This is a genomic window from Photobacterium chitinilyticum (assembly GCF_004104355.1).
Taxonomy (GTDB): domain Bacteria; phylum Pseudomonadota; class Gammaproteobacteria; order Enterobacterales; family Vibrionaceae; genus Photobacterium; species Photobacterium chitinilyticum.
Genome location: NZ_RJLM01000016.1, coordinates 48,920 through 70,056 on the forward strand (window position 1 = coordinate 48,920; position 21,137 = coordinate 70,056).

The 21,137-nt window shown below is 47.9% G+C and carries 21 protein-coding genes and 1 other RNA gene; 14 read left to right on the forward strand and 8 right to left on the reverse strand.

From position 1 onward, the window contains the following. Positions 1 to 13: 13 nt before the first annotated feature. Positions 14 to 661 (reverse strand): UPF0149 family protein, encoded by a 648-nt coding sequence (locus tag EDI28_RS22630; RefSeq protein ID WP_128786148.1) that lies wholly within the window; start codon positions 659 to 661, stop codon positions 14 to 16. Between the two features lie 322 nt (positions 662 to 983). Between EDI28_RS22630 and zapA the strand changes: the two genes are divergently transcribed. From zapA to serA, 5 genes are all read left to right on the forward strand, one after another. Beyond that, positions 984 to 1,286: a cell division protein ZapA gene (gene zapA, locus EDI28_RS22635; RefSeq protein ID WP_128786149.1), complete on the forward strand. Its 303-nt coding sequence runs from the start codon at positions 984 to 986 to the stop codon at positions 1,284 to 1,286. A 7-nt stretch (positions 1,287 to 1,293) separates the two neighbouring features. Further along, positions 1,294 to 1,477, forward strand: a non-coding RNA gene (gene ssrS, locus EDI28_RS22640) — 6S RNA. A gap of 99 nt (positions 1,478 to 1,576) precedes the next feature. Further along, complete coding sequence (locus EDI28_RS22645) at positions 1,577 to 2,179, forward strand: 5-formyltetrahydrofolate cyclo-ligase (protein ID WP_128786150.1); 603 nt, start codon at positions 1,577 to 1,579, stop codon at positions 2,177 to 2,179. A 240-nt stretch (positions 2,180 to 2,419) separates the two neighbouring features. Next, complete coding sequence (gene rpiA, locus EDI28_RS22650) at positions 2,420 to 3,079, forward strand: ribose-5-phosphate isomerase RpiA (protein ID WP_128786151.1); 660 nt, start codon at positions 2,420 to 2,422, stop codon at positions 3,077 to 3,079. Between the two features lie 263 nt (positions 3,080 to 3,342). After that, complete coding sequence (serA, locus tag EDI28_RS22655; protein WP_128786152.1) at positions 3,343 to 4,572, forward strand: phosphoglycerate dehydrogenase; 1,230 nt, start codon at positions 3,343 to 3,345, stop codon at positions 4,570 to 4,572. 99 nt (positions 4,573 to 4,671) lie between these two features. Here serA and EDI28_RS22660 read toward each other — a convergent pair whose 3' ends face one another. After that, positions 4,672 to 5,370, reverse strand: coding sequence for an oxidative stress defense protein (locus EDI28_RS22660; protein ID WP_128786153.1), 699 nt, complete (start codon positions 5,368 to 5,370; stop codon positions 4,672 to 4,674). Positions 5,371 to 5,522: 152 nt separating this feature from the next. Continuing rightward, positions 5,523 to 6,419, reverse strand: a complete 897-nt coding sequence (locus tag EDI28_RS22665) for a LysR family transcriptional regulator ArgP (RefSeq protein ID WP_128786154.1) — start codon at positions 6,417 to 6,419, stop codon at positions 5,523 to 5,525. 132 nt (positions 6,420 to 6,551) lie between these two features. On the opposite strand from EDI28_RS22665, the gene EDI28_RS22670 reads away from it, so the two are divergent. Continuing rightward, entirely contained in the window at positions 6,552 to 7,187 is a 636-nt protein-coding gene (locus EDI28_RS22670; protein WP_128786155.1) for a LysE/ArgO family amino acid transporter, read from the forward strand. Then, complete coding sequence (locus EDI28_RS22675; protein WP_128786156.1) at positions 7,177 to 7,680, forward strand: YbaK/EbsC family protein; 504 nt, start codon at positions 7,177 to 7,179, stop codon at positions 7,678 to 7,680. Before EDI28_RS22670 ends, EDI28_RS22675 begins: the two co-directional genes overlap by 11 nt. Before the next feature lie 84 nt (positions 7,681 to 7,764). On the opposite strand, the gene mscS is transcribed toward EDI28_RS22675, so the two are convergent. The 5 genes from mscS to tkt all read right to left on the reverse strand — a co-directional run bounded on the left by mscS (position 7,765) and on the right by tkt (position 14,728). Further along, a complete protein-coding gene (gene mscS / locus EDI28_RS22680; RefSeq protein ID WP_128786157.1) occupies positions 7,765 to 8,661 on the reverse strand; it encodes a small-conductance mechanosensitive channel MscS in 897 nt (298 codons plus the stop codon). A 259-nt stretch (positions 8,662 to 8,920) separates the two neighbouring features. Next, complete coding sequence (gene fbaA / locus EDI28_RS22685; protein ID WP_128786158.1) at positions 8,921 to 9,997, reverse strand: class II fructose-bisphosphate aldolase; 1,077 nt, start codon at positions 9,995 to 9,997, stop codon at positions 8,921 to 8,923. 139 nt (positions 9,998 to 10,136) lie between these two features. After that, on the reverse strand, positions 10,137 to 11,300 hold the full coding sequence (locus EDI28_RS22690; RefSeq protein WP_128786159.1) for a phosphoglycerate kinase: 1,164 nt from the start codon (positions 11,298 to 11,300) through the stop codon (positions 10,137 to 10,139). A gap of 81 nt (positions 11,301 to 11,381) precedes the next feature. Continuing rightward, the gene (gene epd, locus EDI28_RS22695; protein WP_128786160.1) at positions 11,382 to 12,437 is read right to left on the reverse strand and encodes an erythrose-4-phosphate dehydrogenase; all 1,056 of its coding nucleotides are present in this window, start codon (positions 12,435 to 12,437) and stop codon (positions 11,382 to 11,384) included. 293 nt (positions 12,438 to 12,730) lie between these two features. After that, positions 12,731 to 14,728: a transketolase gene (gene tkt / locus EDI28_RS22700; RefSeq protein WP_128786161.1), complete on the reverse strand. Its 1,998-nt coding sequence runs from the start codon at positions 14,726 to 14,728 to the stop codon at positions 12,731 to 12,733. 394 nt (positions 14,729 to 15,122) lie between these two features. Between tkt and metK the strand changes: the two genes are divergently transcribed. The 7 genes from metK to ruvX all read left to right on the forward strand — a co-directional run bounded on the left by metK (position 15,123) and on the right by ruvX (position 20,926). After that, the gene (gene metK / locus EDI28_RS22705; RefSeq protein WP_128786162.1) at positions 15,123 to 16,277 is read left to right on the forward strand and encodes a methionine adenosyltransferase; all 1,155 of its coding nucleotides are present in this window, start codon (positions 15,123 to 15,125) and stop codon (positions 16,275 to 16,277) included. Positions 16,278 to 16,441: 164 nt separating this feature from the next. Beyond that, on the forward strand, positions 16,442 to 16,921 hold the full coding sequence (locus EDI28_RS22710; protein ID WP_128786163.1) for a SprT family zinc-dependent metalloprotease: 480 nt from the start codon (positions 16,442 to 16,444) through the stop codon (positions 16,919 to 16,921). A gap of 133 nt (positions 16,922 to 17,054) precedes the next feature. Continuing rightward, positions 17,055 to 17,759 carry an endonuclease gene (locus EDI28_RS22715; protein WP_128786185.1) on the forward strand — a complete coding sequence of 235 codons (705 nt, stop codon included), beginning with the start codon at positions 17,055 to 17,057 and terminating at the stop codon, positions 17,757 to 17,759. 341 nt (positions 17,760 to 18,100) lie between these two features. Continuing rightward, positions 18,101 to 18,832, forward strand: a complete 732-nt coding sequence (rsmE, locus tag EDI28_RS22720) for a 16S rRNA (uracil(1498)-N(3))-methyltransferase (protein WP_128786164.1) — start codon at positions 18,101 to 18,103, stop codon at positions 18,830 to 18,832. Positions 18,833 to 18,861: 29 nt separating this feature from the next. Continuing rightward, positions 18,862 to 19,809, forward strand: a complete 948-nt coding sequence (gene gshB / locus EDI28_RS22725) for a glutathione synthase (RefSeq protein WP_128786165.1) — start codon at positions 18,862 to 18,864, stop codon at positions 19,807 to 19,809. A 122-nt stretch (positions 19,810 to 19,931) separates the two neighbouring features. Then, on the forward strand, positions 19,932 to 20,501 hold the full coding sequence (locus EDI28_RS22730) for a YqgE/AlgH family protein (protein ID WP_128786166.1): 570 nt from the start codon (positions 19,932 to 19,934) through the stop codon (positions 20,499 to 20,501). Next, positions 20,498 to 20,926 (forward strand): Holliday junction resolvase RuvX, encoded by a 429-nt coding sequence (gene ruvX / locus EDI28_RS22735; RefSeq protein ID WP_128786167.1) that lies wholly within the window; start codon positions 20,498 to 20,500, stop codon positions 20,924 to 20,926. Before EDI28_RS22730 ends, ruvX begins: the two co-directional genes overlap by 4 nt. Positions 20,927 to 21,137 lie beyond the last annotated feature (211 nt).

Genomic DNA, 21,137 nt, shown 5'->3' on the forward strand with positions numbered 1-21,137 from the left:
TTTGCGTAAGTAATTAATGCAGTGTTGGCTTCTCACCCTGGCCGATGCCAGGAATCGTTGGTTCTTCAACAGCACCCGGGCGCTGGCTGAGTTCGACCAGACAGGTCAGGACACATTCCGGCACATAGGCAGCCACATTATCGAATAACTGGGCTTGCTCTGACATATCTTCATCTTCGTCGACACCTAGTTGAGAGATCTCTTCCAGTACCGATACAGCCTCAGTCACTTCAGGTGAGAGTTTGGATTTCTCCAGCCCCATCAAACCCAGTCCTGAGATAAAATTCGTCGTCCATTCACTCAATGCCTCGGCACGCAGCATCAGCTCAGCCTCATCGGCAGGCAGCAGCATCGAGACAGTAAATTCATAATCCGCCAGCTCCGCCGCCGTCGAGCTAAATAAGGTTTTAGCCAATTCACCCAGCTCAAAAGAGGCTGCATCAAAGACCATTCGCACTGCGGCTTTTGCACCATCGGTTAAAAGTGCGCCTTCGTTAGCGTAATCACTGACCGGGCCAACCCAGCTCTCATCATCTACCGCCATACCACCGCAGATCATTCCGCTCAACAGACCGTGAAGTTCTGAAGGCGTGACTGCCAAGCCGTGATCTTTCAATGCTGCTTCAACAACATCATATGCGGGCAATTTAACATCGCTCATGGGCCTTTCACCTTAATCTCATTGGTGCCAATCTTAATTGTGTTATGCTAACACTTAGCCTATGAACAGGCTAATAACCTGATAACAATTCAGTAGATTCCCAGTGCAGCCGTGGTGCGATGTTTTTATTGGCATGCTAAGCCGATGTTTATATCAAACTGGCTCCAAGTTGGTTAAGATCTGGCTAGTCAGTCACCATTTGCGACAAAGCATGATAAGCAAGCTTGCATGTTGAAAAGGCTTTTTCTATATTTAGCCACCTATCGCGTATCGCAAGCGGAATGCCATATTAGCTATCTGGCACGGAGCAGATTAGAAGTTTATGAGTACTCAGGCAGTTGAAATTCAAGTAATGGGCCGTACCTTGCGGGTAAACTGTCCGACAGGTCAGGAGGATGCGCTGCGTGAAGCGGCAATAGATTTTGACCAACGCCTGCAGGACTTGTCTGATCGTACCAATATCAGCAATGTCGAGCAGCTGCTCATGTTTACAGGTCTGAATATTTGTAACGAGCTGCATAGCGAACGTAGAGAACATCAAGGCAGTGATTCAAATTTGTCCAATCGAATCAGCGAACTAGCAGAAAATTTGGATAAAGCATTGCAAAATCAACCAAAGCGTTGATAATAAATTGACCCTGGGGTGTACGTCAGTGAATTAACGTCCCCGAGCCGATAAGCAAATACCCAGGATCAGCTTTTTATTAGCTATTGAGCATGCTCAGCCCGTACTGAGAAGCCTGCGGTTAATGTTGCTGATCCACCTTGAACATCTGGTTCAAGGGCCACAATTCGCAACGGCACCTTGGGGCATACCTCCAACAGTAACGAGAATCGAGAAACTGGATTCTAGAACTCGTCCACAAGATACTCGCTTCTATAATTGCCCGAACAACCTCTGTCATTGGATGACCTATGAGACAACCTGTTCAGCCATCTTCTCCACGCCAGCATATTCGCCAACATGTCCGTCTTCGGCGCCGTGCCCTTAGCCCGGAACAACAGCAACATGACGCACAAGAATTGCTTGTACGGTTCCAACAGATAAAAAGTGTCATCGAGTCTCACCATATTGCACTGTATTTATCCAATGACGGTGAAATTGATACCCAACCTCTGATCAACTGGCTATGGGAACACGGTAAACAGGTTTACCTGCCCGTCCTGCATCCTTTCAGCAAAGGACACCTGCTGTTTCTCCACTACACCCCAGCAACCCGTATGACGCTGAACAAATATCAAATCCAAGAGCCCGCGCTGGATATCAGGCTAGTGAAGCCCGCCAGAGAACTGGACCTGATCTGTACCCCGATGGTCGCTTTTGACAGTACCGGCCAACGCCTGGGAATGGGGGGCGGTTACTATGATCGCACACTCACTCGCTGGCACTATGAAAAACAAGGTCCGCGTCCACTCGGCTTGGCCCATGACTGCCAACAGGTCAATAACCTGCCTTTTGAGGCCTGGGATGTCCCTCTGCCGGAAATCATTACCCCGTCTTGCCATTTTTCCTGGTAACAAGACCTATCTAAATAAATAGCGACACTCTGCTGCCTTTTTCAGCATATTCCTGCTTACCAACGCAAACGTTTGGTTTTTACGTGCCACAAATGGCATAGCTAAATCTATGTTATTAATAGATTTATGTTTTCTGATGTAATGAACAGCGATCTTCGTCAAAGAATAGGCCTGACGCATGCAGTCCAGTTAGCTATAATCAGCGCTTCGCGCAACGTTTGTCATCACTAGGAGAAAGGCATGACACAAGATGAAATGAAAAAAGCTGCTGGCTGGGCTGCTCTGGACTACGTAAAGAAAGGCAGCATTGTAGGTGTCGGCACAGGCTCAACCGTTAATCACTTCATCGATGCTCTAGAAACTCGTAAAGAAGAAATCCAAGGTGCAGTATCTAGCTCGGTAGCTTCCACTAAGCGCCTGGAAGAGATCGGCATTCCTGTTCTGGATGCAAACGAAGTCTCTAGCCTGGATATTTATGTTGATGGTGCCGACGAGATCAACGGCGAGTACGACATGATCAAAGGTGGCGGTGCCGCATTGACTCGCGAAAAAATCGTTGCAGCCATTGCCAAGCAGTTCATCTGTATTGTTGATGATACCAAGCAGGTGGACGTACTGGGCCAGTTCCCGCTGCCAGTCGAGGTGATCCCGATGGCACGTTCATTCATTGGCCGCGAGCTGGTGAAACTTGGTGGTGACCCAGTTTATCGCGAAGGTGTAGTCACGGATAACGGCAACATTATCCTAGATGTACACAATATGAAAATTACCAAGCCTAAAGAACTTGAAGAACAAATCAATGCGCTTCCGGGCGTAGTTACCGTTGGCCTGTTTGCTCACCGTGGTGCGGACGTCTTGCTGATGGGGTCTCGTGAAGGCGTGAAAAAATTCGAAAAATAAACTAGTTAGCCGCAAGGCTAGCCTGAGTTCTGTTATTTGATTACAAAACGGCATATATTATGCCGTTTTTTCTTATCTATATTGTAATATTCTTACCCTTACTGGTTATTTTTTGATACTTTAATATCAGCATGTAGCAATCGTTTGAGTTAACGCCAGGCCGCCAGCATGCAGGAAAATAACCTTGCTAAGTCTTTCCTGCCAACACAGTGCTGGTCTCCCCCCTGAATGCCTAGACTCATGTTTTTAAGGATGAGAACCCAATGGCTAAAGTTTCACTGGATAAAGAAAAGATTAAAATTCTCTTGTTAGAGGGTGTTCACCCTTCTTCAATTGAAGTTTTACAGCACGCTGGTTACACCAATATCGAGTACCACAAGGGTTCTCTTGCTGGTGATGAACTGTTGGAAGCAATCGAAGATGCGCACTTTGTTGGCATCCGCTCCCGCACCCAGCTAACTGAAGAGGTCTTTAGTGCTGCAAAGAAACTGATTGCCGTGGGTTGTTTTTGTATCGGAACCAACCAGGTTAATCTGAAAGCCGCGACCAAGCGGGGGATCCCCGTTTTTAATGCCCCATTCTCCAACACCCGAAGTGTTGCCGAGCTCGTACTTGGTGAAATCTTGCTGCTTCTTCGCGGCATCCCAGAAAAAAATGCCAAAGCACACCGTGGCGAATGGCAGAAATCCGCAGATCACTCTTTCGAAGCCCGAGGCAAACGCTTGGGGATCATCGGTTATGGCCATATCGGTACCCAGCTGGGTATTTTGGCTGAAAACCTCGGCATGAAAGTCTATTTTTACGATATTGAAAACAAGCTATCACTGGGCAATGCCACTCAGGTTCGTTCAATGACCGAACTGCTGAACAAGTGTGACGTGATCAGCCTGCATGTACCTGAAACGCCTGAAACCCAGGATATGATGGGCGCTGAAGAATTTGCCCGTATGAAACCTGGGGCCATCTTTATCAATGCCGCCCGTGGTACGGTCGTCGAGATTGATTCGCTATGCAGCGCACTGGAAAGCAAGCACATTGCCGGCGCGGCTCTCGATGTATTCCCGACAGAACCAAAAACCAATAGCGATCCATTCGAGTCGCCGCTGATGAAATTCGACAATGTCCTGCTGACACCGCATATCGGCGGTTCAACCCAGGAAGCACAGGCCAACATTGGCGTCGAAGTGGCGGGCAAACTGGCGAAATACTCGGATAACGGTTCCACCCTGTCAGCCGTTGGCTTCCCCGAAGCATCTCTTCCTGAACATCGTGACTGCGCTCGCCTGTTGCACATTCACGAAAACCGCCCGGGTATTCTGAACCAAATCACCACGATTTTTGCTTCAGAAGGCATCAACATTGCCGCACAATACCTGCAAACAAGTCCGGAGCTCGGCTACGTGGTTATTGATGTTGAAACAGAGCGTGCCGAAGAGGCACTAACAAAACTTAAGGCGATCGACGGTACAATTCGCGCGCGAATTCTGCATTAATCGCAAAGCGACAGGATCGAGGAACTAGGGCCGAGATTCGATAACAGGAAAAGGAGAGCATGTGCTCTCCTTTTTGTTATTCAGAAACAAAGAGAGTGATTATTCCTCAAGCTTAAATACAACTTCAACTCGATCACGGATTGTGATCTGTGAATCCTGATAAGTCGCTGACGTTTCCGGTGCGGCATCCATCGCCATCCGCATCATCATCGGGCGTGGGCTTGCAGCCTGGTAGGTAATACGCCATACCCCATCGATCTTCTCACCAAAGCCTTTTGCCAATGATTCGGCTTTCTCCATCGCATCTTTTATCGCGGCCTGTCGCGCCTGTTCGATATATTCGGCTTCATTGCTGACCTTGAGCTGGATAGTGTTGATCCGGTTGATCCCGTCGCCCAGCGCGTTATCGAGATAGGTGTTCAGCAGTTCGAGATCTCTCACCGTAACGGTAATATGGCGACTGGCACGGTAGCCGGTCAGTTCGGGCTTCTTGTCTTTCGGGTAGTGATATTGCGGCTGCAGGCTAATATTGGCGCTTTGAATATCGCTTCGCTCTACTCCCTTGGCCTGCAAGCGCTCGACAAATGCTGTAACCGCCTTATCAACCGCCTGTTTGGCCTCTTTGGCCGAAGCGCGCATTTCTTCGACAGCAACCGAGAATTCTGCCATATCAGGTTGCGCCGTTACCTCGCCACTGCCGATCGTTTCAAGGTGAGGTACGGTTATATTAGCCGCCGCCGTGCCCGCAAAGCCCAACGAGCTCAATCCCAATACCACCGCTAATAGTTGCTTTTTCATAAGGCTATCCTAATTGGTTATACCGTCAAATTTGTCTGCTGTTTTGTTTCGACAACAAGGATCCAAAAATTATCCCCCAAAACTGAAAATGTTTTGTACGATGTTTTATTTTGTAATTTATCAACACAACATTAAAACGATTTGCTCTTTCACTATTGTGGCAACACGTTGCGGGCGTATGTGGTTAACTTCTGTGACAGCTCGGCCAACACGCCACTTTCAAGAACCCAATGATGCCAATACATTCGGCGAGTCAGAAAAATCTCCGGCGTCACATTTACCAACAGGCCACTGTCCAGTTCACTCTGGATCTGCACCCGTGGGATCAGGCAATAAGCGATCCCCTCCACCGCCATTCTGACAAATGCCTCGGACGATCTCACCGTATGCTTCATCACACTGCCCAGCGGCAGATTATAGTGCTGGTGAACAAAGCGCTCATGCATATCATCATGCTGATCGAACGCCACACCAGGTGCCGCCAGCAAGGTCTCCCTTGTCACACCATCAGCAAAGTATTTCTTGGCAAACTCGGGGCTGGCAACACACCAGTAGTCAACCCGGCCAAGATAATCTGCCACACAGCCCGGTAACGAATTGGCCTCCATACTGATCGCCCCCACCACTTCACCGCTGCGCAATTTGTCCAGTGTTCTAATTTCATCCTCAACCAGCAGGTTCAACTCTATTCGCCGTGACTTCAAAAGCGGACTCAGTGCAGGCAAAAGCCAGGTAGCTAAACTGTCTGCATTAATAGCCAGAGAAACCGATAAGGGCTGGCTGGTATCATCTGGAGTGAGCTCCGGTAACAACTCTTGCTCCAGCAGACGAACCCGACGATAGAGTCCCAATATTTTCTGCCCTGCCGGCGTCGGCCTCGGTGGCTGCTCACGCACCAGCATTGGCTGGGCCATCAGCTTTTCCAACTGCTTGATCCGCTGAGAAACCGCCGACTGGGTAATACACAAATGCTCTGCTGCCCGCTCAAAACCGCGCTGCGCAATCACCGCATCCAATGCTTCTATCCAGCGATAATCCAGCCCTCGCATACCCAACCCCGCTCATTATTAGAAAGATTAATAATATATAAATTTTATTAGTTGTACTTAATCCTACTCTCGAGAGTAAGCTTGCGCTATCAGAAATCGTCGTTGATAAATCTCTTTTCAGGAACAAGACCAATGAGTATGTGGGTGTTATTACAAGGATTTGGATTGGGTGCGAGCATGATCATTCCCATCGGGGCGCAAAACGCGTATGTTTTGAACCAGGGTATTAAGCGCAACCATCATTTAACCACAGCAACTATCTGCAGCATCTGCGATGTGATATTTATCAGCCTGGGGATCTTCGGCGGAGGCGCTCTGCTATCAAGCAATGAAACCTTGCTGTTTGCGGTTACAGTCGGCGGCATGGCATTCCTGCTCTTTTACGGCGTAATGTCTTTAAAGAGTGCGTTCCAGCCCGCCTCAACAGAGGGTGAAAACACGACCGCCTTGACCCGCAGACGGCGTACCGTCATTCTAGGCGCGCTGGCTGTCACCGTATTGAACCCGCATTTATATCTGGATACGGTGGTCATTCTTGGCTCGATTGGCGGCCAGTTCGAAGGAAGTGATCGAGTCGCGTTTGCAGCGGGCACAATCCTCGCATCATTCGTATGGTTCTACAGCCTGTCGATCGGCGCTGCGAAAATGGCCCCTACCCTGTCCAAACCCAAAGTAAAATGCGCTATCGATCTTTCCGTCGCTGGTATGATGTTCTTCATCGCAGCGCACCTTGCAAACCAATTATGGGAGAGTCCTTTTGTCGGATAACCAGGAACACATCTACCAAACCAATATTGCGCTATTCCAACAGGCAAATGTTCCCTATAAAGAGTGGCAACACGACCCTATTTTGGACTTTGAGACCGATCGACGTATCAGTACCGAACTCGGTATCACCGCGGCACCGACCAAGAGTTTATTTATGAAACTCAAAGGCGGCGGTCATTGCCTGCTACTGACCCACCGTGACAGTCGGCTCGACAGCAAGTTGGTAAAATCACTGGTCGGCAAGCGTGTCTCGATTTGCAGCAATGATGAAATGGTTGAAGCCATAGGTTGTGAACCGGGCGCGGTATGCCCGTTTGGTTTGCCGGAAGCTATCACAATGCTGATCGACCCGGTGTTATATTCCTTTGATGAAATCATGTATACCCCCGGAAAACCGACCGCTACCTTTGCATTTGCCAGTGCCCAATTGGATGCACTGTTAAGCCTGCTGCCTAATCCGCAAATTCAGTTGCCTGCAGTTACTGAAGTATAGAGGGCAGCCGAATACTCTCGGACTAATATCTAAAAAAATGGAGCCAGCCGGCTCCATTTTCATTTTTCGTTTTATTGATGGCTCTTAGCTTTCCTGCTTGTTCAGGTGCACATCCATTTGCGGATAAGGTATACCAATATTCTCTTTATCGAGCTCTTCTTTGATAGCCTGTAGCAAATCAAAATAAACGCCCCAATAATCTACAGTATTCACCCATGGACGAACCACAAAATTCACCGACGAATCAGCCAAGGCTACGACACCAATGGTAGGTTCCGGATCTTTCAGCACCCGCGACTCGGCGTTAACCACACGGGTCAGCACTTCTTTGGTTTTTTTCAGATCCGCATCGTAAGACACACCAATCACAAAATCGATACGACGTGTTTTATGATGTGAATAGTTAGTGATCGCACTACCAATTACTGCGCCATTCGGTACTACAACCATTTTATTATCCGGTGTACACAGTACTGTTGAAAAAATTTGAATCGATTCAACCGAACCGGCTACGCCACCGATTTCAACATAGTCACCAGATTTGAAGGGACGGAAAGCAACAATCAATACGCCTGCGGCAAAGTTTGATAGTGACCCCTGCAAAGCCAGGCCAACGGCAAGACCTGCGGCACCGATCACTGCGACGACAGAAGCAGTCTGGACACCGATTCGTCCCAGAGCGGCAATCAGAACAATGACAAATAATAGATAGCGTACTAATGAGTGTAGAAACTCGACAACCGCTTCATCCATATCTTTCTTGCGCAGCACCTTCGCTACGCCGTTGGCAATCCCCTTGGTGATCATGTTACCAATGAACAAAATCAATAGGGCCGAAAGAACATTCACCCCATATTGGATCAGGAGCTCTTGGTTATCGGCAACCCAAGTACCTGCATTCAATACGCCGTTGGTTAACTCATTATCCTTAATGGTTTCGACAACGGTATCCGTTACGGTTTCCGCGACACTTTCACTCATACTAATCTCTTCCTGCTAACATTATTCTTATCCCACAATAGGTTATAGCTGCATAAATAAACTTAGTCCTAATAACACCAAATCCTTACGCAATCACCACTATAACTGTGAATTTTAGTGTGAAGCAATCATTTGCGGGCAAGATAATAATCCTGGCTTTATCTACCACCAACAGAAAGTACACCAAGAAATAAAATAGCCTTAAAACGAAAAAAGCCCGCTAATGCGGGCTTTTGAATTTTAAGCGCTGGACGTTAAATTATAGTACGTCGATTGCGTTAAGGTCAGCAAATGCCTTCTCAAGACGAGTAACCATAGAAGCCTGACCAGCACGTAGCCATACGCGTGGATCGTAGAACTTCTTGTTTGGCGCAGCTTCGCCAGTTGGGTTACCGATTTGACCTTGTAGGAATTCGCGGTTTGCAGCTTCGTAAGTACGGATACCGTCCCACGTTGCCCACTGCGTATCAGTATCGATGTTCATTTTGATAACACCGTAGCCGATAGACTCTTGGATTTCAGCTTCTGAAGAACCTGAACCACCGTGGAATACGAAGTTTAGAGCGTTAGGTGCAATACCGAACTTCTCTGCACAGTATGCCTGAGAGTCACGTAGGATAGTTGGAGTCAGTACAACGTTACCCGCCTGGTAAACACCGTGTACGTTACCGAAAGAAGCTGCGATAGTGAAACGTGGGCTGATAGCCATTAGTTTCTCGTATGCGTAAGCAACATCTTCAGGAGAAGTGTAAAGCTCAGATGCGTCCATATCAGAGTTATCAACGCCGTCTTCTTCACCACCAGTACAACCTAGTTCGATTTCTAGCGTCATACCCATCTTAGCCATACGCTCAAGGTACTTGCCTGAGATTTCGATGTTGTCTTCTAGAGACTCTTCAGAAAGGTCGATCATGTGAGAAGAGAATAGAGGCTTGCCAGTTTGTGCGAAGAACTCTTCACCAGCGTCTAGTAGACCGTCAATCCATGGAAGCAGTTTCTTAGCAGCGTGGTCAGTGTGAAGGATCACAGGAACGCCGTAAGAAGCAGCAACAGCGTGTACGTATTTCGCACCCGCTACAGCACCAAGGACTTGTGCACCTTGACCTTCAAGTTTCACGCCTTTACCAGCGAAGAAACCAGCACCACCGTTAGAGAACTGAACAACAACTGGAGCTTTAACTTTAGAAGCAGCTTCAAGAACGCCGTTGATTGAATCAGTGTTAACTACGTTTACCGCAGGAAGAGCAAAGTTGTTCTCTTTTGCTACTTCAAATACTTTCTGTACGTCGTCGCCAGAAATCACACCAGGTTTTACGAAATCGAAGATCTTAGACATAACAATAGTCCTATTTACCTTGTTGTCTGTATTAAATATAAATCTGTGCAAACGTTTGCTACTAGGCCAGTATTCTATAAAAACTTGATCTAATTCACAAACGTTTATCGGCGGGAGCACCGCTCCCGCCCAAAATTAATTACGCTTTTGCACGCTCTTCAAGCATAGCAACGGCAGGTAGTACTTTACCTTCAACGAACTCAAGGAACGCACCGCCACCAGTTGAGATGTAAGAAACATCTGCTTTGATACCGAACTTATCGATAGCAGCTAGTGTGTCACCGCCACCCGCAACAGAGAAGCCAGCTGATTCCGCGATTGCTTTAGAAATGCCAGCAGTACCTGCTTCGAAGTTTTTGAACTCGAATACGCCAACTGGACCATTCCAAAGAATAGTTTTTGCGTTGCCGATGATTTCAGCAAGAGCAGCAGTTGAATCTGGGCCAAGGTCGAAGATCATGTCGTCGTCTTGAACGTCAGCAACGTTTTTGATTTCAGCTTCTGCGTTTTCATCGAATGCTTTCGCACATGCAACATCAGTAGCAACTGGAATTGCACACTCTTTCATTAGTTTTTGTGCAGTTTCAACTAGGTCTGCTTCGTATAGAGACTTACCTACGTTGTGACCTTCAGCAGCGATGAATGTATTCGCGATACCACCACCAACAACCAATTGGTCAGCGATTTTAGAAAGTGACTCAAGAACAGTAAGCTTAGTAGAAACTTTTGAACCACCAACGATAGCAACAAGCGGACGAGCAGGGTTGTCCATTGCTTTACCTAGTGCTTCAAGCTCAGCAGCAAGAAGAGGACCGGCACATGCTACAGGAGCATGAGTACCTACACCGTGAGTTGAAGCTTGCGCACGGTGAGCCGTACCGAATGCGTCCATCACGAAAATGTCACATAGTGCAGCGTATTTCTTAGATAGCTCTTCTTCGTTCTTCTTCTCGCCCTTGTTGAAACGAACGTTTTCAAGAACAACTAGCTCACCTGCGTTTAGCTCTAGGCCGTCTAGGTAATCTTTCGCTAGTTTAACATCGCAATCCAATGCGTCGTTTAGGTAGTTAACTACAGGAGCTAGAGAGAACTCTTCTGCATATTCGCCTTCAGTCGGACGACCCAGGTGAGAAGTAACCATTACTTTCGCGCCAGCTTCCAGGCATAGCTTGATAGTAGGAAGAGATGCAAGGATACGTGCATCTGATGTTACTTTTCCGTCTTTTACTGGTACGTTTAGGTCAGCACGGATAAATACGCGTTTACCTGCAAGTTCCAGGTCAGTCATCTTGATTACAGACATGGTTTGTCCTCTCAACATTAATTAATTTAAAAATCAAAGTTTTGTCGGCCCGGCGTCACTGCCAAGCCCAATAATTCATTGTTACAGCTTTTCTGCTGTTGCTACGCAACTTTCCGTTGCGTGCATAGCCAATACGGTGTCTAGCATCCGGTTGGCAAATCCCCATTCGTTATCACACCACACCAACAACTTAATTAGATGCTGGTTACTGACACGAGTTTGAGTGCCATCGACAATCGCGCTATGAGGATCGTGATTGAAGTCAATTGAAACAAGTGGTGCTTCGGTGTAATCAACTATGTTAGCTAATGTACAACGAGACGCCTCTGCCAGTGATTGATTTACGTCATTAACTTTCACATTTGTTTTAACTGTGACACTTAAATCCATCGCGGTGACGTTAATTGTCGGCACGCGCACAGAGATCGCTTCAAATTTGTCAGAAAATTTCGGAAATATACGGCCAATACCAAGATGAAGTTTAGTATCGACAGGGATAATTGACTGACTGGCAGCGCGAGTACGGCGTAAATCGGAGTGGTAGGCGTCGATAACCTGCTGGTCATTCATCGCGGAGTGAATCGTAGTAATGGTGCCTGACTCAATACCGAAGGTATCATCCAATACCTTGATAACCGGGACAATGCAATTGGTAGTACAGGAACCGTTGGACACAATACAGTGCTCAGGCTTGAGCGAGTCATGGTTCACACCATAAATAATGGTGTTGTCGATATCACTGTCGGCCGGGTGAGAGAATAACACTTTGCGGGCACCCGCTTTTATGTGCGCCTCACCGTCAGCCCGAGAACCATAGATACCGGTACAGTCGAGTACAATGTCGACATCAAGATCTTGCCACGGTAACAGGTTTATTTCGGGTTGGTGGAGAATTCGGATGCTGTCCTGCTCACCATTTTCATGGGCAATAAACAGGTGCTCCTGGTCATGAGAGACAGGCTTATGAAAGCGTCCATGGCTGGTGTCATACTGCAACAGGTGAGCCATTGCTTCAGGCTCAGCCAATTCGTTGACTGCCACGACTTTTATCTGGTGATGTTTGCCGCTTTCATACAATGCGCGAAGCACACTGCGTCCGATACGGCCAAATCCATTAATTGCGACTTTAAGTGTCATATCCGTGCTACATATTTACTAAGCCGCGTTAGTGTATACCAAGCAAAGCTCAGAATCACCCTAATTGTGACAGCTATCACCTCGCGAGTAAAAAACATAGCAAGATCATAGCGATAAATTAATATTTAACCATCTAAATGCACCAAGCAATGCGCCAAAATAGAATTTTTCGCCTGTGAGAGACACAAAAAAGGCCTCCGAGGGAGGCCTTTTTTTCATTCTTCGAAATAAATCACTTAAGTCAGTACAAAAACTATCTTAAGGATTCATTCGGAATGTGCCAATTCATAGAATTAGGCTAATAGCTCTTTAGCTGTCTCTACGACGTTCTCAACAGTGAAGCCGAACATCTTAAACAACTCACCTGCAGGAGCAGATTCACCGAAGGTTGTCATACCGATAATACGGCCGTCAAAACCAACATACTTATACCAGAAGTCAGCAATACCTGCTTCAACAGCGACACGAGCTGTGACATCTGATGGCAGAACTGCTTCACGGTAGGCTGCATCTTGCTTGTCGAATGCATCCGTTGCCGGCATAGAAACAACGCGAACATTACGGCCTTCCGCCGTTAGCTGAGCGGCAGCCGCTACAACCAGCTCAACTTCAGAACCTGTTGCGATAAGGATCAGTTCCGGCTTGCCTTTACAATCCTTCAGGATGTAACCACCCTTGGCGATGTTAGCTACTTGCTCTGCATCACGTGGCTGTTGTGCCAAGTTTTGGCGCGAGAAGATTAGCGATGTTGGGCCATCTTTGCGCTCGATAGCCAATTTCCAAGCCACCGCTGATTCAACCTGATCACATGGACGCCATGTACTCATATTAGGTGTCAGACGTAGCGACGCAATTTGCTCTACCGGCTGGTGTGTAGGACCATCTTCACCCAGACCGATTGAGTCGTGAGTGTAAACCTGGATGTTCTGCACTTTCATCAGTGCAGCCATGCGCATTGCGTTACGTGCGTATTCCATGAACATGAGGAATGTCGCGCCGTACGGTACGAAACCACCGTGAAGGGCGATACCGTTCATGATTGCCGTCATACCGAACTCACGTACACCGTAGTGAATGTAGTTACCGGCAAAATCTTTAGCAGTCAAAGACTTAGAGCCAGACCACATTGTCAGGTTAGACGGAGCAAGGTCAGCAGAGCCGCCCATGAACTCAGGAAGCATAGCACCGAACGCTTCCAGTGCATTCTGAGAGGCTTTACGCGATGCGATATTGGCAGGGTTAGCTTGCAGATCAGCAATGATTGCATTGGCTTTCTCTTCCCACTGTGCAGGAAGATCACCAACGGTACGGCGTTTGAATTCTGCCGCAAGTTCCGGGTAAGCCGCTGCGTATGCTGCGAATTTCTCATCCCATGCTGCTTCTTTTGCTGCGCCCGCTTCTTTCGCATTCCACTCAGCCGCAATATTGGCAGGAATATCGAAAGGACCGTGCTCCCAGCCTAGTGCGGCCTTAGTTGCTGCAATTTCTTCAGCACCCAGTGGCGCACCGTGGCAGTCGTGCGTACCCGCTTTGTTTGGTGAACCAAAACCAATAACAGTCTTGGTACAAATCAGTGTTGGTTTGTCTGTTTCTGCTTTTGCCGCTTCAATTGCTGCATTGATTGCATCAGCATCGTGGCCATCAACAGCAGGAATAACGTGCCAGCCGTAAGCTTCAAAACGCTTTGGCGTGTCGTCAGAGAACCAACCTTCTACTTCACCGTCGATAGAGATACCGTTGTCATCCCAGAAGGCAACCAACTTGCCTAGGCCCAATGTACCAGCCAGCGAACACGCTTCGTGAGAAATACCTTCCATCAGACAGCCATCACCCATAAACACGTATGTGTTGTGGTCAACGATGTCGTGGCCTTCACGGTTGAACTGTGCAGCAAGGGCTTTTTCAGCCATAGCCATACCAACACCGTTAGTAATACCTTGGCCTAAAGGACCTGTTGTCGTTTCAATACCCGGCGCATAACCATACTCAGGATGACCCGGTGTTTTTGAATGAAGCTGGCGGAAGCTCTTCAGATCATCAATCGACAGGTCATAGCCTGTAAGATGAAGCAGCGAATAAATAAGCATTGAACCGTGGCCGTTAGAAAGGATAAAACGGTCGCGATCAGCCCACTGTGGGTTTTGTGGGTTGTGGTTCATGTGGCCACGCCACAGTACTTCAGCGATATCTGCCATACCCATCGGTGCACCAGGGTGGCCAGAGTTGGCTTGTTGAACACCATCCATGCTCAGGGCACGGATTGCATTGGCAAGTTCTTTACGTGAAGACATGTCTGCTCCAGAAATTCGTAGACTGTATATTTAGTGGCTAGCTGCTCGCAAACGCATAACAAATAACCATGATTCGGCGGGCGGGTATTGTCGCAAAGTCTACCCCTGGACTGCAATCGTTTTCCTGAAGAAAATAACCTTCATTTCAATAAGCTGGCAAGACATCCAGGTAATAATTTGATGTTAACACCCTGAAAGGTAAACGTTTGCTTTGCGATTTTACTATCACCTTACTATTCATGGTGTTGATTTTAAACTTGATATGAGTATTATAGCCGTCTAGACGGAGGTAGCTCTATACATTCAAACGTATACCCATATACGTTTTGCTTATGAAAGCCTTTCATTTAAGAGCTCCTTGTTATCAACTTAAGCCATAAGAGTGAGTGTACGCATGTCAAAGCACCTGTTTACTTCTGAGTCAGTATCAGAAGGTCATCCGGATAAAATTGCCGATCAAATTTCTGATGCAGTCCTGGATGCGATCCTGGAACAAGACCCAAAAGCACGTGTTGCTTGTGAGACTTACGTAAAAACCGGCATGGTGATGGTTGGTGGTGAAATTACGACTTCAGCCTGGGTTGATATCGAAGAAATTACCCGTCAAACAGTACGCGAAATCGGCTATGTAAACTCAGAAATGGGTTTTGATGCCAACTCTTGTGCGGTACTGAGCGCAATCGGCAAACAATCTCCTGATATCAATCAGGGTGTTGACCGTGAAGATCCTCGTGAACTTGGTGCCGGCGACCAAGGTATCATGTTCGGTTATGCGACCAACGAAACTGACGTTCTAATGCCAGCGCCTGTAACGTATGCTCACCGTCTCGTTGAGCGTCAGGCTAAAGTCCGTAAAAACGGCACACTTCCTTGGCTACGCCCAGATGCAAAGAGCCAGGTAACTTTCGCATACGATCAAGGCAAGATTGTCGGTATTGATGCGGTTGTTCTGTCGACTCAGCACAGTGAAAGCATCGAGCTACCCGTTCTGCAAGAAGCGGTAATGGAAGAGATCATCAAGCCAGTTCTTCCGGCTGAATGGCTAAACAAAGATACCAAGTTCTTCATCAATCCAACCGGCCGTTTTGTTATCGGTGGCCCAATGGGTGACTGTGGTCTAACTGGCCGTAAAATCATTGTTGATACCTACGGCGGCGCAGCGCGTCACGGTGGTGGTGCTTTCTCTGGTAAAGATCCATCAAAAGTTGACCGTTCTGCTGCTTACGCTGCTCGTTATGTTGCCAAAAACATTGTTGCTGCTGGCTTGGCTGAGCGCTGTGAAATTCAGCTGTCTTATGCTATTGGTGTTGCTGATCCAACATCTATCATGGTTGAGACTTTCGGTACTGAAAAAGTGTCTCACGACGTTATTGTGGAAGCAGTACGCCAGCACTTTGACCTACGTCCATACGGCCTGATCGAAATGCTCGACCTACTTCAGCCTATCTACCAGAAGACGGCTGCCTACGGCCACTTCGGTCGTGAAGAATTCCCTTGGGAAGCAACAGACAAAGCTGAAATGCTGCGCGACTTCGCCAACATTAAGTAAGCGACAACGCACAGGTTTAAAAAAGGAAGCTTCGGCTTCCTTTTTTGGTTCTATAGTTCTTGCCAGTTGCTTGAATGCTTTACTCTTCCCCCTTTTCAAGCACTCGCATCTCGCCCCTGATTTATCTATACTCCCCCTTCCACTAGCAACACTCGAAACTGTCTATGTCCTCTCTACAATCCCAAGTTATCGCCAAGGTCGAGCAATGTATCCAGCATGCCAACCAGCGCCTCAATAAGCGTTTGCGAATACCGACAGTCAGTTTTAGACAACGGGGCAAAATTGCGGGCAGTGCCCGTCTACAGGCCTGGGAGGTACATTTCAATCCGGTATTGCTGGAAGAAAATCCGCAGGCATTCCTCAACGAGGTTGTCCCCCACGAAATCGCCCACCTTGTCACTTTCAAACTATTTGGCAAGGTACGTCCCCATGGTCGCGAATGGCAGATCATGATGACCGAGGTCTTTGGTATCCCGGCTCGCACAACCCATAGCTTTGACGTGTCCTCGGTACAGGGTGACACTTACCGATACCGATGTAACTGTAGCGAGCACCAACTCACGGTTCGCCGCCACAACAAAATACTACGCAAACAGGCAACCTATCACTGCAGACGATGCCAACAGCCTCTGCAGGCTATTTAGCCATCATATTTCTCCCCCCCTTCTTTCTTGTTCAAAAGAATTGTAATTATTAATCCTAAAAAGAGTGAACTGCTTCTAAAAACCATTTTCAATGATAGTCTTATCAGATAAATGGATAACAGTAAGACGTCACATGCAATTCAATTTCAAATGGCTGAGCATCGGGTTCTTATTTCCTGCTATCGTGCTGGCCGCTCCACCATCTTCATTTAGCAAGGCAAAGAAACTCGCAGTTGGTATCTACCGGGATCATCCTGTCAGCTTCTACTGTGGCTGCGACATCGAATGGCTCGGTAAGAAGGGCGTTCCGGATCTGGATAGCTGCGGGTACCAGGTTCGCAAGCAATTGAAACGGGCCAGCCGCATCGAGTGGGAGCACGTTGTCCCGGCATGGCAGTTCGGGCACCAGTTACAATGCTGGCAAGACGGCGGACGGAAAAAATGCCGCAAGGATCCTAAGTTTCGCAGGATGGAAGCTGATCTGCATAACCTCACCCCGGCAATAGGAGAAGTTAACGGTGATCGTTCAAACTACAATTTCCGCCCTTGGAACGGGCAGCAGGGAGCCTACTACGGCCAGTGCGAAATGAAGGTTGATTTTAAAAGTCGCCGCGTCGATCCGCCGGTTGCCGCACGCGGCGCCATTGCACGAATTTACCTGTATATGAGTGATGAATATCCATTTCGCCTGTCGAGTCAGCAGCGCCAGCTAATGAAAGCATGGAACCGGCAATATCCCGTCAACGACTGGGAGTGCGAGCGTGATAGAAGAATTGCCGATATTCAAAGCAACCATAACTCCTATGTGCTTCGCGCCTGTCAAGAGCAAGGGCTTTAGTCGTTTGAGTATATATACACTCCTTTATCATTAGAGGGGTGTATACCCAAGCGAACTCATTTCTGTGTCAAATAACGTTGAAAGGGATTGCCATTCCTACCGTTATTTTTCTTGAAATGAGCACACTGGTCTCACTCTGAATCCTGTATCTTGAGGTAACTTGGGTATATTACCCCCTCATCTGGTAACACTGTTTTACTGGTAAGAAATCCTCCTCCAGCCTTGTAATTTCACCTTCCGGCATCCATGTACTACTTAACAACACCGAACTCACAACTGCATTCGCAACCAGAGTTGATATAATGCAGCGAGATAATAATTAACAGGTTATTGAGATAGCCATGAGAATCCCACGTATTTACCACCCTGAGTTACTTCCCAACCAGGGAACAATCATGCTCAGTGATGATGCTGCCAACCATATAGGCCGTGTCATGCGCATGCAGGCAGGCCAGGAAGTACTGCTGTTTGATGGCAGTGACGCCGAGTTTCCCGCAGTGATCACCAACGCCAGCAAAAAAAGCGTTGAAGTTGAAATCCAGAACCGCCGTGAGCACAGTATTGAATCACCGTTGAATATCCACCTAGGCCAAGTGATCTCACGTGGTGAAAAAATGGAGTTCACCATCCAGAAATCTGTCGAATTGGGTGTCATGACCATCACCCCGCTGATTTCCGATCGCTGTGGCGTAAAACTGAATACTGAGCGCTTTGAGAAGAAACTGGCACAATGGCAGAAAATTGCCATCAGCGCCTGCGAGCAGTGTGGTCGCAATACCGTTCCGGTGATCCGTCCGGTCATGAAACTAGAAGACTGGTGTGCAGAACAATACGACGGGCTTAAACTGAATCTACACCCTCGAGCCAGTTATTCTATTAACACCCTACCGGAACCCGTCACCAAAGTTCGCCTGCTGATTGGACCTGAGGGAGGACTGTCTGCCGAAGAGATCGGGATGACAGAGCAATATAAGTTCGATGAAATATTACTCGGCCCGCGAGTGCTGCGTACCGAAACTACAGCCATGACGGCAATCACAGCCCTACAAGTCCGCTTTGGCGACTTAGGCTAACCAGGCCAACGACAGACTAGGAGAAAGAAATGATCAAACTGGGTATCGTGATGGATCCGATTGAGTCCATCAACATTAAAAAAGATTCCAGCTTTGCCATGATGATGGAAGCGCAGCGTCGTGGCTGGGAAATCCATTATATGGAAATGAACGACCTCTCACTGGAACAAGGAAAGGCAGTAGCCCGTACCCGTGTGGTTAGCCTAAAAGAAGATCCGAACGGCTGGTACGAATTTCACAACGATCAGGAAATATCGCTGTCTGATCTTGATGCGGTACTCATGCGCAAAGATCCCCCGTTTGATACCGAATACATCTATGCGACTTACATTCTTGAACGTGCCGAAAACGAGGGAGCGCTGATTGTCAACGAACCTCGTAGCCTACGTGACTGCAACGAAAAGCTATTTACAGCCTGGTTCCCTGAGCTTACGCCGACCACCGTCGTTACTCGTAGTGCAAAAAAGATCAAAGCCTTCCACCAGGAGCACGGCGATGTGATTTTGAAGCCTCTTGACGGTATGGGCGGTTCGTCCGTCTTCCGTGTGATGAAAAACGACCCAAATGTGTCAGTGATCATTGAAACCCTGACCAACCACGGTCAGAACTACTGCATGGCACAAACCTTTGTCCCTGACATTAGCAACGGTGATAAACGTATTCTGGTGGTTGACGGCGAGCCAATGCCATATTGCCTAGCTCGTATCCCAGCCAAAGGCGAAACTCGTGGCAACCTGGCTGCAGGTGGCCGGGGTGAGCCCCGTCCGATCAGCGAGACTGACCGTAAGATTGCTGAAACCGTCGCTCCGGTACTAAAAGAAAAAGGCCTGATCTTTGTCGGGCTAGATGTGATTGGCGACAAGCTGACTGAAATTAACGTGACAAGCCCGACTTGTATCCGTGAAATCGAAGCTGCCTTTGATATCTCGATTACCGGGAAATTGATGGATGCTATCGAGCGTCGCGTAAGCGCTTGATTAACATCGTCACTTAATTAAACGCAGCCTTGCAAGCAGGACTGCGTTTTTACATGTAAATACCATTTCCGGCAAATAGTCGGCATACTGTAAGTAACAGGATATGTTGTAGGTGCACACTAATGAATCTGACTAATCATTTTCTGGTTGCCATGCCCAGCATGCAGGATCCGAACTTCAAGGGTAGTGTTGTCTACGTCTGCGAGCATAATGATGATGGTGCGATGGGCATTGTCATTAACCTGCCTATCGATATTTCTGTAGGCAACATGCTTGAACAAATTGAAGTAGAACGTGATCTACCGGTAAATAATCCCGCAAGCCTGGAGCAACCAGTGTTCAACGGCGGTCCGGTATCCGGTGATCGCGGCTTTGTCCTCCATTTGCATCTGCAAAAAGGACACTTCAGCTCAAGCATCAATATTACCGAACAGGTTTCGGTCACCACTTCCAAAGATATTCTGCCATTGCTTGGCACCATGGAATCACCGGAGAAATTCCTGGTTGCGCTCGGCTATGCCGGGTGGACATCAGGGCAACTGGAGCAGGAGTTGGCCGAAAATACCTGGTTAACCACTGAAGCCGATCCGGATGTTGTATTTAACACGCCGATCAACGAGCGTTGGGACAAAGCAGTCGCCCAGCTCGGAATTAGCTCGGCCCACCTTTCTATCGATACAGGACATGCATGAGTAACTCACGCAGCGTATTAGCATTTGATTACGGTACCAAGAGTATTGGTGTAGCAATCGGCCAGGAACTGACAGGTACCGCTACGCCCCTTGCCGCATTAAAAGCCAAAGACGGAATTCCAAGCTGGGATGCCATCGAAAAAATTCTTAAAGAATGGCAACCCGATCTTGTTATTGTAGGCCTTCCTCTGGATTTAGAGGGCGGCGAACTCGAAACCATTACCCCGCGAGCCAAAAAATTTGCCAACCGCCTTCATGGTCGCTTCGGCTGCCAGGTAGATCTTCATGATGAGCGCCTGAGCACCGTTGAGGCCCGTGCCGATCTGTTTGATCGCGGCGGGTACCGCTCACTCAGCAAAGGTAATATCGACTCTCAATCAGCCGTCGTGATCCTCGAGAGCTGGTTCGAGCGCCAGTACGGGTAAAAATACCTCCATAGCCCTAACGAGCGTCAAACCTATGGCTTTATCTTCAGGGCCATAGGATCTTAGCCCCTTAAGCTGTACACCTTTTCCCTTACTTTTCACCCCAAAGCTGCCATCATTTTCATCATGACGATCCAGTAGGATCCAACCCGCTGAGAATAAGGCCTGATCACCTTGTACAGCTTTTTGATACCTTAAACTCAAAAGCTCT